Origin of the sequence: Hydrogenophaga sp. (assembly GCF_011772445.1) — a bacterium.
Taxonomy (GTDB): domain Bacteria; phylum Pseudomonadota; class Gammaproteobacteria; order Burkholderiales; family Burkholderiaceae_C; genus Hydrogenophaga.
Genome location: NZ_WVZN01000024.1, coordinates 66,126 through 83,098 on the forward strand (window position 1 = coordinate 66,126; position 16,973 = coordinate 83,098).

Consider the following 16,973-nt stretch of genomic DNA (forward strand, 5'->3'; position numbering starts at 1 on the left):
TCCTCGTTGCGGTGTGCGGGTGGGAGCGCGAAGCGGGCCTCAGGGTTCCCGGCGCCGCAGCAACCATACCCCCATTGCCGCCACGCCCACCAGCAGCGCCGGAAAGCCCAGCGCCGGCGACCACTGCAGCGCCGCCGCGCCCAGCGCGGGCGCCAGCACCCCGCCCAGGGTGTAGCTCATCACCAGCACGGCGGTGCTGTTCACCAGGGTGATGCCCCGCTCGCGCGAGCCGATGTCGATCATCGCGAGCGTGTAGAGGCAGCCGCCCGCGCCGCCCCACACGAACGCCACCGGCGCGGCCAGCCAAGGCGTGCCCGCGACGAAGGGGATCAACAAGGTGCCCAGCAGCGTGACCCAGGCGCAGCCGCGCATGAGCGTCGATCGCGCGGCGCGCTGGTCGCCCCAGCGCTGTTGCGGGTGATGGGCCATGCGGTCGGCCAGCACGCCGGCGGGCAGCATCATGAGCGCGCTGCCCAGGCCGCTGGCCGACACCAGCAGCGCCGCCACCACCGCGCCCAGGCCCAGCGCCAGGCCGTAGAGCGGCAGGATGGACGTGAGCCCGCTTTCGAAGAAGCCACCGACGAAGCCCACCGTCATGATCAGCGGGTGCGCGGTCAGTGCGTGCCACACGCCGCCCAGGCCCACGCGGGCCTCCTGCGCGTCGGCCGCGGGCGGCACGCGCGGGATCAGCAGGCTCCAGCCCAGGCCGATGGCCATGCAGCCGAAGGCGAGCCAGATGGCGGCGTCGCTCTGAGGGCCGACCCAGGCCAGCAGCAGCGGGCCGACGACGAAGGTGACGCCCACCAGGGTTTCGAACAGGCCCACGTAGCGCCCGCGTTGCGCGGTCGGCGCGAACTCGGCCACGATCGCCTCCGCCAGCACCCAGCGCAGGCCCGAGGCCATGCCCGCGACCAGCTTGAGCCCGAACCACAGCGGCAGCCACGAGGACAGCGCGAAGCCCATGGTGGCGAGTGTGGGGACGAGCGCCGACAGCCACAGCGTGGGCCGGCGGCCCAGCGCGCGCGTGACGGCCGAGGCGAAGGGCACCATGAGGAAGATGCCGAACCAGCCGCTGGCCGCGAACACGCCGGCCAATGCGGTGGACTCGCCGCCGTCCTTCAGGCGCAGCAGCAGCAGGGGCGTGAGCATGAAGTAGCCCACGAGCTCGAAGAAGGTGGCGCCGAAGATGGCGACCAGGCCCAGGCGGGCGTGGGCGGCTGGTGCGGCGGCGCGACCGCTGGCGGGCACCGGACGTTCGCTCATGCCGTGGCCCGCGCCGCTAGCACCGCCTCGACCACGTCGGCGAAACCCTGGCCGCGCTCGCGCGGCGCCACGTAGCGCGGGTGGTGCGCCAACTGATTCCAGAAGCGCGCGATGTTGGCCACGCCCACGCTGTGCGGAAAGCGCGCGAACATGGCGGCGTCGTTGGTGGAGTCGCCCACGTAGACCCAGCGGTCGATCTCGGCGTCGAGGTCGCGACCGAGGCGCTCGCGCACGATCCAGCGCGCGCCGCTGAGTTTGTCGTGCGCGCCGATCCAGCCGTTGATGTGGATGGAGCTCACGGTGGCGGTGAGGCCATCGTCGCGCAGGATGTCCACGATCCGCGCGACGTCGGCCTCGCTCAGGTGCGCGTGTTCGCTGTGGTCGATGGCGATGTCGGTCTCGCGGCCGGCGCTGTCGGTGGCCAGGCGCGCGTGCGGCAGTTCGCGCAGCGCGCGCGCGGCGGCGGCTTGCAGGCGGGTGAAGTTGGCCGCTCGCGTGGTCGCGTCCTGGGCGTAGGCCTTGCGCAGTTGCCCGCCCTCGTTCCACAGCGCCACCGCGCCGTTCTCGGCCACGATGGCGTCGATCGGCCAGGCCAGGGCGAAGGGCTCGCTCCAGCCCGCTGGCCGGCCGGTGACGGCGAACACCGGCAGGCCGGCCGCGCGCAGGCGGCGCAGCGCGGCCCCGGCCTCGGGCGCGATCGCCCCATCGGCCGTGAGGGTGTCGTCGATGTCGGTGAGCACGCCGTGGATGCGCGCGACGTCGGGCAGGGGCCAGTCGGCCAGGGGCGTGGGTTGCATGGCGGGGCGGCAGTTTCTCACAGGGTCGGCGCACCTGTCGGATACCCCGGGGCGATTCCCCCACCCGAGACCTGGCCCGGGTAGAATCCGCGCCCATCCGAGGAGCGTTGCAGCGCCCCACCCGCACACCGCGGGCCGCGGGCGTGAGGCTCGGACCCTTCAACCGGCAACGACGCTCATCCACTGCACGTGTGATGGGTCCCTTCATCTCCCTGTCCGTGCGGTGGCTTTCAATGTTCTGGAGCGCCACATGAATGCACGAATCAACCCGACCACCGACTGCGTGATCACCGACATCGGCCTGGCCGAGTGGGGCCGCAAGGAAATCCGCATCGCCGAGACCGAGATGCCTGGCCTGATGGCCATCCGCGAGGAATACGCAGCCAGGCAGCCCCTGAAGGGCGCGCGCATCACCGGCTCGCTGCACATGACCATCCAGACCGCGGTGCTCATCGAGACGCTGCAGGCGCTGGGCGCCGAGGTGCGCTGGGCCTCCTGCAACATCTTCTCCACGCAGGACCACGCGGCCGCCGCCATCGCCGCCGCCGGCACGCCGGTGTTCGCCGTCAAGGGCGAGACGCTGGTGGACTACTGGGACTACACGCACCGCATCTTCGACTTCGGCCCCAAAGGCAGCGAGGGCGAAGGCCCCAACATGATCCTGGACGACGGCGGCGACGCCACGCTGCTGATGCACCTGGGCAAGCAGGCCGAGAAGGACCCGTCGGTGCTGGCCAAGCCGGGCAGCGAGGAAGAGCGCATCCTGTTCGCGGCCATCAAGGCCAAGCTGGCCGAAGACAGCAGCTGGTACAGCCGCAAGAGCGCCCAGATCATCGGTGTGACCGAAGAGACCACCACGGGCGTGCACCGCCTGAAGGAAATGTCGGTCAAGGGCTCGCTGATGTTCCGCGCCATCAACGTGAACGACTCGGTCACCAAGTCCAAGTTCGACAACCTGTACGGCTGCCGCGAATCGCTGGTGGACGGCATCAAGCGCGCCACCGACGTGATGATCGCCGGCAAGGTGGCCGTGGTCGCCGGCTACGGCGACGTGGGCAAGGGCTCGGCGCAGGCGCTGCGCGCGCTGTCGGCGCAGGTGTGGGTCACCGAGATCGACCCGATCAGCGCCCTGCAGGCCGCGATGGAGGGCTACCGCGTGGTGACCATGGAAGACGCCGCCGACAAGGCCGACATCTTCGTCACCGCCACCGGCAACTGCGACGTCATCACCGACGAGCACATGGCCGCCATGAAGGACCAGGCCATCGTCTGCAACATCGGCCACTTCGACAACGAGATCCAGGTCGCGAAACTGGAAGAGAAATGCCAGTGGGAAGAGATCAAGCCCCAGGTGGACCACGTGATCTTCCCGGACGGCAAGAAGATCATCCTGCTCGCCAAGGGCCGCCTGGTGAACCTGGGCTGCGCCACGGGCCACCCGAGCTTCGTCATGTCCTCCAGCTTCGCGAACCAGACGATCGCGCAGATCGAGCTGTTCACGCACCCGGAGGGCTACGACGTGGGCAAGGTCTATGTGCTGCCCAAGCACCTGGACGAAAAGGTGGCGCGCCTGCACCTGAAGAAGGTCGGCGCGCAGCTCACCGAGCTGACGGACGAGCAGGCTGCTTACATCGGCGTGCCGAAGCAGGGCCCGTACAAGCCCGATACGTACAGATATTGATCACCCCCGCCGCGCTTTGCGCGACCCCCTTCCGGGGGCGATGCCAGCGGCCCGGCGAAGCCGGTTCCGCGGCATCTCTGGACGGGGCCGCCACGCTCCACCATGCGTGCTGATCAACTTCTCGTCGAACGCGGGCTCGCGTCGTCGCGCTCGCAGGCCCAGCGCCTGATCGCCGCGGGCGTGCGCTGGCGTGCCGGCGGCGAGTGGAAGCCCGTGGCCAAGAACGGCGACGAGTTGCCTGGCACCGCCGAGCTGGAACTGCTCGACACGGCCGAGACGCGCTTCGTCTCGCGCGGCGGCCTGAAGCTGGAGGGCGCGCTGGTGCACACCGGGTTCGATGTGCGTGGTCTGCGCGCGCTTGATGTGGGCCAGAGCACCGGCGGCTTCACCGATTGCCTGCTGCAGCGCGGCGCCGCCCAGGTGGTGGGCGTGGACGTCGGCAGCGGGCAACTCAACCCGCGCCTGCGCGGTGAGCCTCGGGTGGTCGCGATCGAACACCTCAACGCACGGGACTTGACGGCGCAGCGCCTGCAAGAGGCCGGGGCCGAGCCGCCATTCGATCTGATCGTCGGCGACCTGTCCTTCATCTCGCAGACCCTGGTGTGGCCCGCGCTGGCGCCGCTGCTCACGCCCGGTGGCCACGGCCTGGTGCTCGTGAAGCCGCAGTTCGAGCTGCAGCCCGAGCACATCGGCAAGGGCGGCCTGGTGAAGGACGCCGCGTCCTACGCGATGGTGCGCGAGCGCATCACGACCGCGCTGCAAGGCCTGGGCCTGGAGGTGCGCGACTATTTCGACAGCCCCATCGCCGGTGGCGATGGCAACCGCGAGTTCTTCGTCTTCATTCGGAAACCGGCATGAACCTGCCCCTCAGCTTCGAATTCTTTCCGCCCAAGACGCCCGAAGGCACCGAGAAGCTGCGCGCCGTGCGCCAGCAGCTTTACGCGCGCCAGCCGCTGTTCTGCTCCGTGACCTACGGCGCCGGTGGCTCCACCCAGGAGGGCACCTTCGGTGCCGTGCGCGAGATCCTCGCCGAGGGCGTGGACGCGGCCTCGCACTTCTCCTGCATCGGCGCCACGCGCGCCAGCGTGCGCGAGCAGCTCGCGCAGCTCAAGGCCATGGGCGTCAAGCGCCTGGTGGCGCTGCGCGGCGACCTGCCCAGCGGCTACGGCCTGGGTGGCGAGTTCCACTACGCGAGTGATCTCGTGGCCTTCATCCGCGCCGAGACCGGCGAGGACTTCCACCTGGAAGTCGCGGCCTACCCCGAGGTGCACCCGCAGGCGAAGTCGCCCGAGGCGGACCTCAAGGCCTATGTGACCAAGGTGAAGGCCGGCGCCCATTCGGCGATCACGCAGTACTTCTACAGCGCGGACGCGTACTTCCGCTTTGTGGACGATGCGAAGCGACTCGGTGCCGACATTCCTGTGGTGCCGGGCATCATGCCCATCATCAGTTCCACCCAGCTCATGCGCTTCTCGGACGCCTGCGGCGCCGAGATCCCCCGCTGGATCCGCCTGCGCCTGCTGGCCTATGGCGACGACACCGCCTCGATCAAGTCCTTCGGTCTGGACGTGGTGACGTCTTTGTGTGAGCAATTGCGTCGCGGCGGCGCGCCGGGCCTGCACTTCTATACGATGAACCAGAGCGCGGCGACGCTGGAGATCCTGCGCCGCCTCGACGTCAGCTGACGCATGCCCTTCGCCCGTTTCGCCGCCCTTGCCGTGCTCGCCGTTGCCCTCTCGGGCTGCGCGAGCCGCGGCGGGCCACCGGGCGAAGGCTGGGGGACGGAGGCACCGTCCGACAGCGGGCCGGCCGCCCATGAAGCGCGCGAGATCGGGCGCGGCCTGGCCTCCTGGTACGGCGAGCCGCACCATGGCCGGCGCACCGCGAACGGCGAAGTCTTCGACATGAACACCTTGACCGCGGCGCACAAGACCTTGCCCTTCGGGACGCGCGTGCGCGTGGAAAACCCGGCCACGGGGCAGGCGGTGGTGGTGCGCATCAACGACCGGGGTCCGTTCAGGCCCGGACGGGTCATCGATCTCAGCCGGGCGGCGGCCGAGCGCATCGGCCTCGTCCAGGCCGGTGTGGCGCCGGTGGTGCTCTACGCTGCCGATTGAGCCGTTGAGTCAGCGTTCGTCGTAGCTCACCACCACACGGTCCGTGGTCGGCCGCGCCTGGCAGCTCAGCACGAAGCCCTGCTCCATCTCCCAGGGTTCGAGCGTGAAGTTGCGCTCCATCTCCACCTGGCCTTCCATCACCTTGGCGCGGCAGGTGCAGCACACGCCGCCGCGGCAGGACCAGGGCAGGTCCAGGCCCGCTTCCAGCGCGACGTCGAGCACGCGTTCGTCGCGGCCCATGCGCAGCTCGTGGGGCTTGCCATCGAGCACCACGGTGAGGGCGACCTCGCCTTCGCTGCGTTCGACGTGGCTCAGTTGCACGCCGGCGCGCTGCGCGCGCGGCATCGCTTCCAGCGTGGGCGAGGTGAAGCGCTCGGTGTGAATGCGCTCGGGCTTCACGCCCGCGCCCAGCAGGGCCTGTTCGGTGGCCTCGATCATGGCCTCGGGGCCGCAGATGAAGACCTCGTCCAGGCTGGGCACAGGCAGCAGCGCATCGATGAGGGCGCGCACCTTGTCGCCGTCGATGCGGCCTTCGAGCAGCGGCACCTCCTGCGCCTGGCGCGAGAGGATGTGGATCAGCGTGAGCCGGTCGCGGTAGCGGTCCTTCAGGTCTTGCAGGGCCTCGTTGAACATCACGCTGGCCATGCGGCGGTTGCCGTAGACCAGGGTGAACTTGGCCGTGGGCGATTCCTCCAGCGTGCTGGTCATGATGGACAGGATGGGCGTGATGCCCGAGCCCGCCGCGAAGCCCACGCGGTGGATGGCGCGCGGGCGGTGCACGGTGAAGCGGCCATCGGGCGGCATGGCCTGCAGCGTGTCGCCGGCCTTGAGTTGTGTGGCGGCCCAGTTGCTGAACACGCCGCCGTCCACCGGGCGGATGCCCAGCGTGAGCTCGCCCTTGCTGGTGTAGATGCTGCGCGGGCTGCTGATGGAGTAGCTGCGGCGCACCTCCTGGCCGTCGATGCGCGCGCGCACGGTGAGGAACTGGCCGGGCTCGAAGGCGAAGGCGCCGCGCTGCTCGGCGGGCACGGCCAGGGTGACGGCCACCGAGCCCGCGGCCTCGGGGCTCACGCGCGCGATGGGCAGATCGACGAATCCGCGGGGGCTGGTGCTCATGGTCAATACGGTTTGAAGAGATCGAAAGGCTCGAGGCAGTCCAGGCACCGGTACAGTGCCTTGCACGCGGTCGATCCGAAGGGCGAGGTTTCGGTGGTGTGCGTGGAGCCGCAGCGCGGGCAGGGCACCGGCTGGGTGGCGGCGCGGCGCGCGAAGCTGACCACCTTGTCGGCGGCGTGCGCGGCGCGGCCGTTGGGCGGCGCGATGCCGTAGGCGAGCAGCTTCTCGCGCGCTTCGGCGGTCATCCAGTCGGTGGTCCAGGCGGGCGAGAGCTGCGTCGTCACGCGCGCGGCCAGTCCCGCGCCATCCAGCGCGGCGCGGATGTCGTCCTCGATCTGGCCCATGGCGGGGCAGCCGCTGTAGGTGGGCGTGATGACGACCTCGGCCACGCCGTCTTCGCCTGTGCGCACCTCACGCAGGATGCCCAGCTCGGCCAGGCTCACCACCGGGATCTCGGGATCGCTCAGGTGCGCGATGGCGGCGCGCACGGCGTCCAGCGAAGGGTGGCGCACCGCGTCCATCACCACACCGCTTGCGGATGTTCGCGCGCCAGGCTCTGCATCTCGGCGAGCAGGAAGCCCATGTGCTCGGAGTGCACGCCATGGCGGCCCTGCGTCACGTAGCCACCACCGGCGGGGCGCTTGAGCGTGGCTTCTGCGAGGACTTCATCCACCAGCGCGTCCCATGCCGGCTTGAACTCGGCCAGGGCCACGCCGGTGCCGTTCGCCACGGCGGCGGCTTCGGCCTGGTCGCCGATCCAGAACTCCTGCGTGTGCGGCATCAGGTGGTCCAGCGCGGCCTGCGCGCGCGCATGGCTCCCGTCGGTGCCGTCGCCCAGTCGGATCAACCAGTCGCCCGCATGGCGCAGGTGGTAGCGCGCCTCTTTCAGCGACTTGGCCGCGATGCCCGCGAGCTGCGCGTCGGCACTGGTTTGCAGGCGCTCCCACCACAGGTTCATCAGCGCGGCGTACAGCACGTTGCGCACGGTCGTGGTGGCGAAGTCGCGATCGGCGCGCGCGGGGCCGGCGAGCGGGCCGTGGTGCGGCAGCTCCAGCAGCGTGAAGTTGCGGAACTCGTGCGTGGTGCGGAAGTAGGCGAGGGTGTCCTCGGTCACGGCACCGTCGGCGCGCGCGCCCTGCAGGTGGCCGAAGCGCTTGGTCTGCGTGGCGTCGGCGTTGATGAGCGCGGCCGCGTGCTGGTAGAGCAGGCGCGCCTGGCCCAGGTGGTCGAGCGCGTGGTTGGCCAGGGCCAGGTCTTCCTCGAGGATGGGGCCGTGGCCGCACCACTCGGCGTTGCGCTGACCGAGCACGAGCGCGTTGTCGGCCAGGTGCAGCAGGTAGTCGACGGGCGCGGCGCTCATCACATGTGCCCCACTTTGTCGGGGATCTCGTAGAAGGTCGGGTGGCGGTAGACCTTGTCGGCGGCGGGATCGAAGAAGGCGTCCTTGGAATCGGGCTCGCTTGCGGTGATGCTGGCCGAGGGCACGACCCAGATGCTCACGCCCTCCTGGCGGCGCGTGTACACGTCGCGCGCCATCTGCAGCGCATGGCGCGCGTCGCTGGCGTGCAGGCTGCCGCAGTGCTTGTGCTCCAGGCCTTGCTTGCTGCGGACGAAGACCTCCCACAGCGGCCACTCTTTCAATGCCGGCGCGTTCATTGGAAAACCTCCGCGCGGCGCGCTGCGGTGCAAGCCCCTTCGGGCGGTCGTGCCGGGCTCATGCGGCCTCCTTCATCGTGCGTTGTTCTTGCTTGCGCGCGTGGGTCAGCGCGGCCTCGCGCACCCAGGCACCGTCGTCCCAGGCCTTCACGCGGGTGGCCAGGCGCTCCTTGTTGCAGGGGCCGTTGCCGTTGACGACCTGCCAGAACTCGTCCCAGTCGATGGCGCCGAAATCGTGCTGGCCCTTGGCCTCGTTCCACTTCAGTTCGGGGTCGGGCAGCGTGACGCCCAGCACCTCGGCCTGCGGCACGGTGGCGTCGACGAACTTCTGGCGCAGGGCGTCGTTGCTGATGCGCTTGATGCCCCAGCGCATGCCCTGCACGCTGTTGGGGCTGTTGTCGTCGGGCGGGCCGAACATGGCCAGGCACTTCCACCACCAGCGGTTCACCGCGTCCTGCACCATGGCCTTCTGCTCGGGCGTGCCCTGCATCATGGTCAGCAGGGACTCGTAGCCCTGGCGCTGGTGGAAGCTCTCTTCCTTGCAGACGCGGATCATGGCGCGCGCGTACGGCCCGTAGCTGCAGCGGCACAGGGGGATCTGGTTCATGATCGCCGCGCCGTCGACCAGCCAGCCGATCACGCCGACGTCGGCCCAGGTGAGGGTGGGGTAGTTGAAGATCGAGCTGTACTTGGCCTTGCCGCTGTGCAGGGCGTCGAACATCTGGTCGCGGCTGGTGCCCAGCGTTTCGGCTGCGCTGTAGAGGTACAGGCCATGGCCGCCTTCGTCCTGCACCTTGGCCAGCAATATGGCCTTGCGCTTGAGGCTGGGCGCGCGGGTGATCCAGTTGCCCTCGGGCAGCATGCCCACGATCTCGCTGTGTGCGTGCTGGCTGATCTGCCGCACGAGGGTCTTGCGGTAGGCCTCGGGCATCCAGTCGCGCGGTTCGATCTTGCCGTCGGCGTCGATGACGCTGTCGAAGTGCGCCTGCAGGGCGGGGTCGGCCACGGCCGGCACGGCCTGCGGGCCGGGGGTGGTGCCATCGGGCACGTTGAAAGATTGGGTGTACACGTGGGTCTCCTCACGGGCGGGCTCGGGTGGGCGCAGTTTATCAAGTTAGCCGACCGGTCGGTCGGTTAATTTTCGTCACCAATTGCTGCACCGCTGAGCGGCTTTGTTTTGTAGTATTAAAGATCTACATTGCATTGGAATCGCCATGTTCAAGCCCAGCGTTGTCGCACTGTGTCTGCCCTTGCTGCTCGCCGCCTGTGGGGGCGGCGGAGGGGGCGGTGGTGACGATGGCGCAGCACCGCCGCCGCCCCAGACGTCTGTGCCGGTGGAGCCGTGCCCGGTTGGCGACTTGGCCACCACCGCCGCGCCGGCGATCAATGCCTTGCGGTCCGTGGCACAGGTCTGTGGTGCCGCCAATTTTTCCGCGGTGGGGGCCGTGACCTGGGACGCGCGCCTGGCCGAGGCGGCGCGCGCGCACTCGACCGACATGGCGGTGAACAACTTCTTCTCGCACACCGGCAGCCAGGGGGCCACCCTGGGTGGGCGGGTGACGGCCGCAGGCTATGCCTGGACCGTGGTGGCAGAAAACCTCGCGGCCGGTCCGGGGGATCTGTCCGCCGCGCTCAACGGTTGGATGAACAGCCCGGGCCACTGCCAGAACCTGATGCTGGCCACGGTCACGCAGGTGGGGTTGGCCTGTGTGCGCCGGCAGGGCGGCGGCCAGACGCCCTACTGGACGATGGTGCTGGCCCGCCCCTGAGCCAGACGGGCTTCAGCTCGCCGAGGCCTCGACGGCCTGGCCTTGCCCGCGGCCACGGCCCAGCACGTCCACCAGCACCGGCAGTGCGGCCTTCAGTCCGGCCGCCAGCGTGTGGGGCGGGTTGATCACGAACACACCGCTCGCGGTGAGGCCAGGGCGCTCGTCCAGCTCCAGCGGCGGATGCCCGATGGCCAGGGTGGCGTGCAGCCAGGGCCGGCCCGCGCGCTGGGCGTGGCCACGCAGTTTGCGCGGCAGGTCGTGCGCTTCGGCGCGGGGGATCACCGGGTACCACACGATGTAGGTGCCGGTGGCGAAACGCTGGAGCGCGTCTTGTATGCAGGCGCTCACTCTGGCGTAGTCGCTCTTGATTTCGTAACTCGGATCGACCAGCACCAGGGCGCGGCGTGAACCCTTGGCGTCGGCGGGTGGGGGCAACAGGGGCTTGAGGCCCTCGAAACCGTCCTCACGCTTGACGACCACCGCGCGACCCGCATCGAGTTGGCCAACGTTGGCCATGAGGGTCTTGCCGTCGGTGGGGTGCAACTCGAACAACTTGAGCCGGTCGCGCGACTCGGCCCGCATGAGGCGCTGGACCACGAACGGCGAACCCGGGTAGACGCGCAGCGCGCCCGATGGGTTGAAGCCCGCCACCATGTCCAGGTAATCGTCGATCAGCGGCGTCGTCGCCACCGCTGGCGCGCCCGACGCCGGCCGGCAGGCGGCAAACAGTTTCACCACCCCGTCCGCCGCTTCACCGCCCTTGTCGGCGAATTCGCCGTCCAGCCGGTACAGGCCCGCCCCCGCGTGCGTGTCGATATGCGTGATCGACGGCTCCTTGAGCTGCAGGTGGCGCAGGGTGGCGATCAGCACGAGGTGCTTGAGCACGTCGGCATGATTGCCGGCGTGGAAAGCGTGGCGGTAGGAGAACATGGGCCGGCGATGGTAGCGCCGGATTTGCCCGCCCGGCGCCGATTTCGTACAATCGCGGGCTTCGCAGCGTTTTCTGCTGGCCCCGCGGCGAAGTTCAAACACCACCTAAGAGGGTTCCACCAGAGAACCACCGACCGTGGAAAAGGGCCGCCAAACCCTCGCTATCAGGTTCAACATGACCAAAACGTTCAGCGCCAAACCCGCTGACGTGAAGCACGAGTGGTTTGTGATTGACGCGACCGACAAGGTCCTCGGACGAGTTGCCAGTGAAGTGGCTCTCCGACTGCGCGGCAAGCACAAGGCCATCTACACGCCTCACGTCGACACGGGTGACTACATCGTCATCATCAACGCAGCCAAGCTGCGCGTGACCGGCACGAAGTCCACCGACAAGATGTACTACCGCCACTCGGGCTTCCCGGGCGGTATCTACTCGACCAACTTCCGCGACATGCAGGCCAAGCACCCCGGCCGCGCGCTCGAGAAGGCCGTCAAGGGCATGCTGCCCAAGGGTCCTCTGGGCTACGCCATGATCAAGAAGCTCAAGGTCTACGGCGGCGCGGAGCACCCGCACACCGCCCAACAGCCGCAAACGCTGGACATCTAAGGAGCCCTGAATGATTGGTGAATGGAACAACGGCACCGGCCGTCGCAAATCCAGCGTCGCCCGCGTGTTCCTCAAGAAGGGCAGCGGCAAGATCACGGTGAACGGCAAGGACATCGCCGCCTACTTTGGCCGTGAGACCTCGATCATGATCGCCAAGCAGCCCCTGCTGCTGACCGACAACGCCGAGACCTTCGACGTTCAGGTCAACGTGCACGGTGGCGGTGAATCGGGCCAGGCTGGCGCGGTGCGCCACGGCATCACCCGCGCGCTGATCGACTATGACGCGAGCCTCAAGTCGCAGCTGTCGCAAGCCGGCTTCGTCACGCGCGACGCCCGCGAAGTCGAACGCAAGAAAGTCGGTCTGCGCTCCGCGCGGCGCCGCAAGCAGTTCAGCAAGCGCTGATCGCCTCGCGAACGACCCCCAGAAACCGCCTGCAAGTCCGCTTGGGGCGGTTTCTGCTTTCTGGGCCCCGTTTTCTTTTGCTTGCAGTTTGAAAGGTTTGCATGCGATTGCGCTTCGGACGTCGACGCTGGAAGGCTGGGGCCCCGCGCATGTCGGTGCGCAGCGCGCTGCCCTGGCCTCTGCGCTGGCTCGGGGCCGCGGTCATGCTGGGCCTGTGCGGTGCGCTGGCGCTGTGGGCCTTCGAATTCGGCAAGGACATCGCCGGCCTGGACCGCAACGCGCGGGAGGAACTCGAGCGCTTGCGCGCCGAGGTGGTCACCTTGCGCGCCGATCTGGCGGCCCTCAGCTCGGAGGACCACACGGCCCAGAGCCGGCTCACGACCGAGCGTTCGCTGCAGGAGCAACTGCGCATGCAGATCCGCCAGCTCGAGGCGGACAACCAGGCCCTGCGAAATGACCTCGGCTTCTTCGAGCGGCTGATTCCCGCGGGCGGCGACGCACTCGCCATTCGCGGCCTGCAGGCGGAACGCCTGTCGGCCACACAGTGGCGTTGGCAGGTTCTGATGATCCAGGCGGCGCGCAACGCGCCAGACTTCAAGGGTGCGCTGGAGATCAGTTTCACTGGCACGCTGGCCGGCAAACCCTGGTCGGCCAAGCACGCACCAGCGCCTCAGCCGGTGCTCGTCAAAGGCTATTTGCGGCAGGAAGGTGTTGTTGATCTGCCTGCCCAGGCCGTTGTAAAAACCGTGACCGCGAAGCTGCTCCAAGGCAATGCGGTGCGGTCCGTTCAGACCTTCGATCCCTGATCGGGGGCGTCGACAGGAGATGCGCATGTTCGCCAACAAGGCCAAGCAACCCCCGATCAAGAGCCTGATCGCGCAGGGCACCCGTATCCAGGGCGACCTGCTGTTCGCCGAAGGGCTTCGCATCGATGGCGAAGTGGTGGGCAATGTGCGGGCGGTGGACGGGGCCAGTCTGCTTATCGTGAGCGAGGTGGCGTCGGTCCAGGGCTCCATCGAGGCGGATCACGTGATCATCAACGGCCACGTCAAGGGCCCGGTGCTGGCGCGCAAGCTGCTGGAACTGCAGCCCAAGGCGGACATCAAGGGCGATGTGTCCTACTGCGCGATCGAGATGCACCAGGGCGCTACCGTCGAGGGACAGTTGCGCCCCGTGGCGAGCGAGGGCGCCGAGGAAAAGCCCACACTGAAACTGGCGGCAAACGACCGCTGAGGCGCATACCCGAGCGCCGTACCGTACCATTCGCGGTATTGCGGGCTTGCCGCCCGTCCCTACGAGAGGAATACCCATGAGTGCCGTGGCCGAGAACATCCAGACCGACATGCCCGCGCCGCTGGTCTTCACCGACAGCGCCGCCGCCAAGGTGGCCGAATTGGTGGCCGAAGAGGGCAATCCCGAGCTGAAGCTGCGCGTCTTCGTGCAAGGCGGTGGCTGCTCCGGCTTCCAGTACGGCTTCACCTTCGACGAGGTCGTCAACGAGGACGACACCGCGATGAGCAAGAACGGCGTCACCCTGCTGATCGACGCCATGAGCTACCAGTACCTGGTGGGCGCCGAGATCGACTACAAGGAAGACCTGCAGGGCGCGCAGTTCGTGATCAAGAACCCCAACGCCACCACCACCTGCGGCTGCGGTTCGAGCTTCAGTACCTGAAACCCGCCGGCGCGCCGGCCAGTGAAAAGGGAGCCATCGGCTCCCTTTTTTGTTTGAGGCGGGACCCGATCCCGGCCTGTTCAGTCGGCGCTGGCCAGCGCCTGCTGCAGACGGCCGGCGGCGGCGAGTTCCTGCCGCTGGACCTGGGCGACCTGATTGAAGGCGCTGCGCAGGTTCTCGGGCAGCTTGATGGCCTCGCTCTGGCGGGCGATCACCAGCGGGTCGCGGTGCACGCCGTTGTCGCGGAATTCGAAGTGCAGGTGCGGGCCGGTGGACATGCCAGTGGAACCCACGTTGCCGATGAACTCGCCCTGGCTCACGCGCTGGCCCTTGCGCACGCCGATGCGGCTGAGGTGCGCGAAGACGGTCATCTGGTTGTTTCGGTGGCTCACGTAGATGACGTTGCCATAGCCGCGCTGCACGCCGGCGAATTCGATGACGCCGTCGGCGATGGTGCGCACCGGCGTGCCGGTGGGCGCGGCGTAATCCACGCCCAGGTGCGCGCGCTGGCGGCCGAGCACGGGGTGGAAGCGCATGCCGTAGCCGCTGCTCACGCGCGAGAACTCCAGCGGCGAGGACAGGAAGTAGCGGCGCTTGCTGTCGCCGTTGAAGGCGTAATAGCCGCCCTTGACGCCGGGCGCCTCGAACCACACCGCTTCGTGCGGGCGGCCGTTGTTGACGAACCGGGCCGAGAGGATGCGGCCGGTCTTCATCGGCTCGCCCTCGGCGCTGAGGATCTCGTAGACCACCTGGAAGCGGTCGCCCTTGCGCAAGTCGCGGCGGAAGTCGATGTCGCTGGCGAACATCTCGGCGAGTTGCACCGCCACGGCGTCGGGAATGCCCGCCGCGTCGGTGGAGGCGAAGAGGGAGCTCTGGATTTCACCGCTGGCCAGGCGCGAAGTGGACTGCAGAGCGCCGGGCTCGAGGCGGGCGTTCAGGCCATTGGCGTCTCGCTCCACCACCAGGCGCAGGAATCCGCGCTCGTTCTTCGGGTCCGCCCAGCGCGCGGACAGGCGCTGCAAGGTCTGTTGCGGGGTGGACTCGGCGTGCACCAGGCGGCTCTGGCGCGAGGCCAGCAGTTGGCGCGCCAGAGGGTTGCGGGCCAGGAAGGCCTGCGCGTCGCTGTCGTTCACGCCCAGGCGCTGGAGCAGCGACTGGGGGGTGTCATCGGCGCGTGTGGTGTCGCTGCGGTAGAGCGTCCAGGGCTGGGCGCCGGCGAGCACGGGGCGGGCCTCGGGGGGCAGGTCGGCGCTGGCGGGAATGGCGGCGTACAGCGGGGTGGCGAGCACCGGAAGGGCTTCGACCACTTCGCGCACCGGCAGGTCGGCGGCGTCGGGGGCCAGCGGGGCGATGCCGAAGGCGGTGACGCCGGTACCCAGGAGAAGGACGCCGATGCCACCCATGATGCGACGCGGATGGCGGGAGAGGGATTCAGCGGTCTGTTGGCCCAACTGGGCCACGGCGAGCAGGGTCTGGCGTATCAAGATCGGTCATCCATGAAAGGGCCGGTGAGGGCAGCGGAGCCACACACCGGCATCCAGGGAGTGAGCGGGCAGCGACGCGAGAGTTCACGCCACGGGCCGGCTTTACGTTGGTCCGAACGCTTGTGCAAAAAGCACGCCAACTAAAATCCGGCGACAACCGGCAAGTGTAGCGAGCTGGCGACGCGCTCCCATCGGAACAAACACGTATGAATAACGGCTTATCTTTCCCATCCCCGACCGATGGCTCCCCCAGCGGCAGCGAGGCCCTGACGGACGGCGTGCGGCACGCCCTGGCGGTCACGCGGCGGGGCTGCGAAGAATTGATCCCCGAGGCGGACTGGGCGCAAAAATTGTCACGTGCCGAGCGCACCGGCACCCCGTTGCGCATCAAGCTGGGGCTGGACCCGACGGCGCCGGACATCCACATCGGCCACACCGTCGTGCTCAACAAGATGCGTCAGCTGCAGGACCTGGGGCATACAGTCATTTTTCTTATTGGCGACTTCACCAGCCTGATCGGCGACCCCTCGGGTCGCAACAGCACGCGCCCGCCGCTGACGCCCGAGCAGATCAAGGCCAATGCCGAGACCTACTACAAGCAGGCCAGCCTGGTGCTGGACCCGGCGAAGACCGAGATTCGCTACAACAGCGAATGGAGCCTGCCGCTGGGCTCCATGGGCATGATCCAGCTCGCGGCCAAGTACACGGTCGCGCGCATGATGGAGCGCAACGATTTCCACCAGCGCTTCACCGCCGGCACGCCCATCAGCGTGCACGAGTTCCTGTACCCGCTGATGCAGGGCTACGACTCGGTGGCGCTCAAGAGCGACGTGGAGCTGGGCGGGACCGACCAGAAGTTCAACCTGCTGATGGGCCGCCACCTGCAGGCCGAGTACGGCCAGGAGCCGCAGTGCATCCTGACCATGCCCTTGCTGGAGGGCCTCGATGGCGTGGACAAGATGTCCAAGTCGAAGAACAACTACATCGGCATCACCGAGGACGCCAACAGCATGTTCGCCAAGGTGCTGAGCATCTCCGACACGCTGATGTGGCGCTGGTACACGCTGCTGTCTTTCCAGTCCATGGACGCCATTGAGGCGCTGAAGAAGGAAGTGGCCGCCGGCCGCAACCCCAAGGACGCGAAGGTGATGCTGGCCAAGGAGATCACCACGCGCTTCCACAGCGCGGCGGCGGCCGACGCGGCCGAGCAGGACTTCATCAACCGCTCCAAGGGCGGCGTGCCGGACGAGATCCCCGAGGTCTCGCTCTCGGGCGCGCCGCTGGGCATCGCGGCGCTGCTCAAGTCGGCGGGCCTGGCGCCGTCGAGCAGCGAGGCCAACCGCCTCATCGACGGCGGCGGAGTGCGCGTCGATGGCGCAGTGGTGAGCGACAAGGGACTGAAGCTGGCCGCAGGCACCTACGTGGTGCAGGTGGGCAAGCGCAAGTTCGCGCGCGTGGCGCTCGGCTGAGGCCGA

The 16,973-nt window shown here is 68.6% G+C and carries 19 protein-coding genes, 1 pseudogene and 1 riboswitch; of the genes and pseudogenes, 11 read left to right on the forward strand and 9 right to left on the reverse strand.

What is annotated here, in order from left to right; all coding sequences use genetic code 11:
• Window positions 1–39: 39 nt before the first annotated feature.
• Complete coding sequence (locus GTO19_RS10870) at window positions 40–1,263, reverse strand: MFS transporter (protein WP_291020951.1); 1,224 nt, start codon at window positions 1,261–1,263, stop codon at window positions 40–42.
• Window positions 1,260–2,060, reverse strand: a complete 801-nt coding sequence (locus GTO19_RS10875) for an HAD-IIB family hydrolase (protein WP_291020952.1) — start codon at window positions 2,058–2,060, stop codon at window positions 1,260–1,262. Before GTO19_RS10875 ends, GTO19_RS10870 begins: the two co-directional genes overlap by 4 nt.
• A 93-nt stretch (window positions 2,061–2,153) precedes the next feature.
• Window positions 2,154–2,245, forward strand: a riboswitch (S-adenosyl-L-homocysteine riboswitch).
• Between the two features lie 65 nt (window positions 2,246–2,310).
• Here GTO19_RS10875 and ahcY point away from each other — a divergent pair.
• The 4 genes and pseudogenes from ahcY to GTO19_RS10895 form a co-directional block, all read left to right on the forward strand.
• A complete protein-coding gene (gene ahcY / locus GTO19_RS10880; protein ID WP_291020953.1) occupies window positions 2,311–3,741 on the forward strand; it encodes an adenosylhomocysteinase in 1,431 nt (476 codons plus the stop codon).
• Between the two features lie 102 nt (window positions 3,742–3,843).
• Entirely contained in the window at window positions 3,844–4,599 is a 756-nt protein-coding gene (locus tag GTO19_RS10885) for a TlyA family RNA methyltransferase (protein ID WP_291020954.1), read from the forward strand.
• Complete coding sequence (gene metF / locus GTO19_RS10890; protein ID WP_291020955.1) at window positions 4,596–5,426, forward strand: methylenetetrahydrofolate reductase [NAD(P)H]; 831 nt, start codon at window positions 4,596–4,598, stop codon at window positions 5,424–5,426. The genes GTO19_RS10885 and metF overlap by 4 nt, the downstream gene beginning before the upstream one ends.
• Window positions 5,427–5,564: 138 nt before the next feature.
• A pseudogene (locus GTO19_RS10895) lies at window positions 5,565–5,858 on the forward strand (septal ring lytic transglycosylase RlpA family protein); the annotation flags it as partial.
• A 9-nt stretch (window positions 5,859–5,867) separates the two neighbouring features.
• Here GTO19_RS10895 and GTO19_RS10900 read toward each other — a convergent pair.
• From GTO19_RS10900 to paaA, 5 genes are read right to left on the reverse strand one after another with little or no spacing between them, the layout of a single operon-like run.
• Window positions 5,868–6,974 (reverse strand): 2Fe-2S iron-sulfur cluster-binding protein, encoded by a 1,107-nt coding sequence (locus GTO19_RS10900; protein ID WP_291020956.1) that lies wholly within the window; start codon window positions 6,972–6,974, stop codon window positions 5,868–5,870.
• 2 nt (window positions 6,975–6,976) lie between these two features.
• Window positions 6,977–7,495 (reverse strand): 1,2-phenylacetyl-CoA epoxidase subunit PaaD, encoded by a 519-nt coding sequence (paaD, locus tag GTO19_RS10905; protein ID WP_291020957.1) that lies wholly within the window; start codon window positions 7,493–7,495, stop codon window positions 6,977–6,979.
• Window positions 7,495–8,334 (reverse strand): 1,2-phenylacetyl-CoA epoxidase subunit PaaC, encoded by an 840-nt coding sequence (paaC, locus tag GTO19_RS10910; protein WP_291020958.1) that lies wholly within the window; start codon window positions 8,332–8,334, stop codon window positions 7,495–7,497. Before paaC ends, paaD begins: the two co-directional genes overlap by 1 nt.
• Window positions 8,334–8,630: a 1,2-phenylacetyl-CoA epoxidase subunit PaaB gene (paaB, locus tag GTO19_RS10915; protein ID WP_009516676.1), complete on the reverse strand. Its 297-nt coding sequence runs from the start codon at window positions 8,628–8,630 to the stop codon at window positions 8,334–8,336. Before paaB ends, paaC begins: the two co-directional genes overlap by 1 nt.
• A gap of 58 nt (window positions 8,631–8,688) precedes the next feature.
• Window positions 8,689–9,678 (reverse strand): 1,2-phenylacetyl-CoA epoxidase subunit PaaA, encoded by a 990-nt coding sequence (gene paaA / locus GTO19_RS10920; RefSeq protein WP_291020991.1) that lies wholly within the window; start codon window positions 9,676–9,678, stop codon window positions 8,689–8,691.
• A gap of 166 nt (window positions 9,679–9,844) precedes the next feature.
• Between paaA and GTO19_RS10925 the strand changes: the two genes are divergently transcribed.
• Window positions 9,845–10,399 carry a CAP domain-containing protein gene (locus GTO19_RS10925; RefSeq protein WP_291020959.1) on the forward strand — a complete coding sequence of 185 codons (555 nt, stop codon included), beginning with the start codon at window positions 9,845–9,847 and terminating at the stop codon, window positions 10,397–10,399.
• Between the two features lie 12 nt (window positions 10,400–10,411).
• Here GTO19_RS10925 and GTO19_RS10930 read toward each other — a convergent pair whose 3' ends face one another.
• Window positions 10,412–11,329 (reverse strand): 23S rRNA (adenine(2030)-N(6))-methyltransferase RlmJ, encoded by a 918-nt coding sequence (locus tag GTO19_RS10930; protein ID WP_291020960.1) that lies wholly within the window; start codon window positions 11,327–11,329, stop codon window positions 10,412–10,414.
• A gap of 175 nt (window positions 11,330–11,504) precedes the next feature.
• Here GTO19_RS10930 and rplM point away from each other — a divergent pair, with 175 nt between their 5' ends.
• The 5 genes from rplM (at window position 11,505) to erpA (ending at window position 14,014) form a co-directional block, all read left to right on the forward strand.
• Window positions 11,505–11,936 carry a 50S ribosomal protein L13 gene (rplM, locus tag GTO19_RS10935; RefSeq protein ID WP_009516680.1) on the forward strand — a complete coding sequence of 144 codons (432 nt, stop codon included), beginning with the start codon at window positions 11,505–11,507 and terminating at the stop codon, window positions 11,934–11,936.
• 10 nt (window positions 11,937–11,946) lie between these two features.
• Window positions 11,947–12,339 (forward strand): 30S ribosomal protein S9, encoded by a 393-nt coding sequence (gene rpsI, locus GTO19_RS10940; RefSeq protein ID WP_291020961.1) that lies wholly within the window; start codon window positions 11,947–11,949, stop codon window positions 12,337–12,339.
• A 101-nt stretch (window positions 12,340–12,440) separates the two neighbouring features.
• Window positions 12,441–13,145 carry a DUF6776 family protein gene (locus tag GTO19_RS10945; protein ID WP_291020962.1) on the forward strand — a complete coding sequence of 235 codons (705 nt, stop codon included), beginning with the start codon at window positions 12,441–12,443 and terminating at the stop codon, window positions 13,143–13,145.
• A 25-nt stretch (window positions 13,146–13,170) separates the two neighbouring features.
• A complete protein-coding gene (locus tag GTO19_RS10950) occupies window positions 13,171–13,572 on the forward strand; it encodes a polymer-forming cytoskeletal protein (protein WP_291020963.1) in 402 nt (133 codons plus the stop codon).
• 76 nt (window positions 13,573–13,648) lie between these two features.
• On the forward strand, window positions 13,649–14,014 hold the full coding sequence (erpA, locus tag GTO19_RS10955; RefSeq protein ID WP_291020964.1) for an iron-sulfur cluster insertion protein ErpA: 366 nt from the start codon (window positions 13,649–13,651) through the stop codon (window positions 14,012–14,014).
• 80 nt (window positions 14,015–14,094) lie between these two features.
• Here the strand turns inward: erpA and GTO19_RS10960 are convergent, their stop codons facing one another.
• A complete protein-coding gene (locus GTO19_RS10960; protein ID WP_291020965.1) occupies window positions 14,095–15,498 on the reverse strand; it encodes a M23 family metallopeptidase in 1,404 nt (467 codons plus the stop codon).
• A gap of 206 nt (window positions 15,499–15,704) precedes the next feature.
• Here GTO19_RS10960 and tyrS point away from each other — a divergent pair, with 206 nt between their 5' ends.
• Window positions 15,705–16,967 (forward strand): tyrosine--tRNA ligase, encoded by a 1,263-nt coding sequence (gene tyrS, locus GTO19_RS10965; RefSeq protein ID WP_291020966.1) that lies wholly within the window; start codon window positions 15,705–15,707, stop codon window positions 16,965–16,967.
• The last annotated feature ends 6 nt before the right edge of the window (window positions 16,968–16,973 follow it).

Excerpts from the sequence above, each read along its gene's own strand:
- GTO19_RS10870 (WP_291020951.1), bottom strand. The coding sequence starts at position 1,263 with ATGAGCGAACGTCCGGTGCCCGCCAGCGGTCGCGCCGCCGCACCAGCC.
- GTO19_RS10875 (WP_291020952.1), bottom strand. The coding sequence starts at position 2,060 with ATGCAACCCACGCCCCTGGCCGACTGGCCCCTGCCCGACGTCGCGCGC.
- ahcY (WP_291020953.1), top strand. The coding sequence starts at position 2,311 with ATGAATGCACGAATCAACCCGACCACCGACTGCGTGATCACCGACATC.
- GTO19_RS10885 (WP_291020954.1), top strand. The coding sequence starts at position 3,844 with ATGCGTGCTGATCAACTTCTCGTCGAACGCGGGCTCGCGTCGTCGCGC.
- metF (WP_291020955.1), top strand. The coding sequence starts at position 4,596 with ATGAACCTGCCCCTCAGCTTCGAATTCTTTCCGCCCAAGACGCCCGAA.
- GTO19_RS10900 (WP_291020956.1), bottom strand. The coding sequence starts at position 6,974 with ATGAGCACCAGCCCCCGCGGATTCGTCGATCTGCCCATCGCGCGCGTG.
- paaD (WP_291020957.1), bottom strand. The coding sequence starts at position 7,495 with ATGGACGCGGTGCGCCACCCTTCGCTGGACGCCGTGCGCGCCGCCATC.
- paaC (WP_291020958.1), bottom strand. The coding sequence starts at position 8,334 with ATGAGCGCCGCGCCCGTCGACTACCTGCTGCACCTGGCCGACAACGCG.
- paaB (WP_009516676.1), bottom strand. The coding sequence starts at position 8,630 with ATGAACGCGCCGGCATTGAAAGAGTGGCCGCTGTGGGAGGTCTTCGTC.
- GTO19_RS10925 (WP_291020959.1), top strand. The coding sequence starts at position 9,845 with ATGTTCAAGCCCAGCGTTGTCGCACTGTGTCTGCCCTTGCTGCTCGCC.
- GTO19_RS10930 (WP_291020960.1), bottom strand. The coding sequence starts at position 11,329 with ATGTTCTCCTACCGCCACGCTTTCCACGCCGGCAATCATGCCGACGTG.
- rplM (WP_009516680.1), top strand. The coding sequence starts at position 11,505 with ATGACCAAAACGTTCAGCGCCAAACCCGCTGACGTGAAGCACGAGTGG.
- rpsI (WP_291020961.1), top strand. The coding sequence starts at position 11,947 with ATGATTGGTGAATGGAACAACGGCACCGGCCGTCGCAAATCCAGCGTC.
- GTO19_RS10945 (WP_291020962.1), top strand. The coding sequence starts at position 12,441 with ATGCGATTGCGCTTCGGACGTCGACGCTGGAAGGCTGGGGCCCCGCGC.
- GTO19_RS10950 (WP_291020963.1), top strand. The coding sequence starts at position 13,171 with ATGTTCGCCAACAAGGCCAAGCAACCCCCGATCAAGAGCCTGATCGCG.
- erpA (WP_291020964.1), top strand. The coding sequence starts at position 13,649 with ATGAGTGCCGTGGCCGAGAACATCCAGACCGACATGCCCGCGCCGCTG.
- tyrS (WP_291020966.1), top strand. The coding sequence starts at position 15,705 with ATGAATAACGGCTTATCTTTCCCATCCCCGACCGATGGCTCCCCCAGC.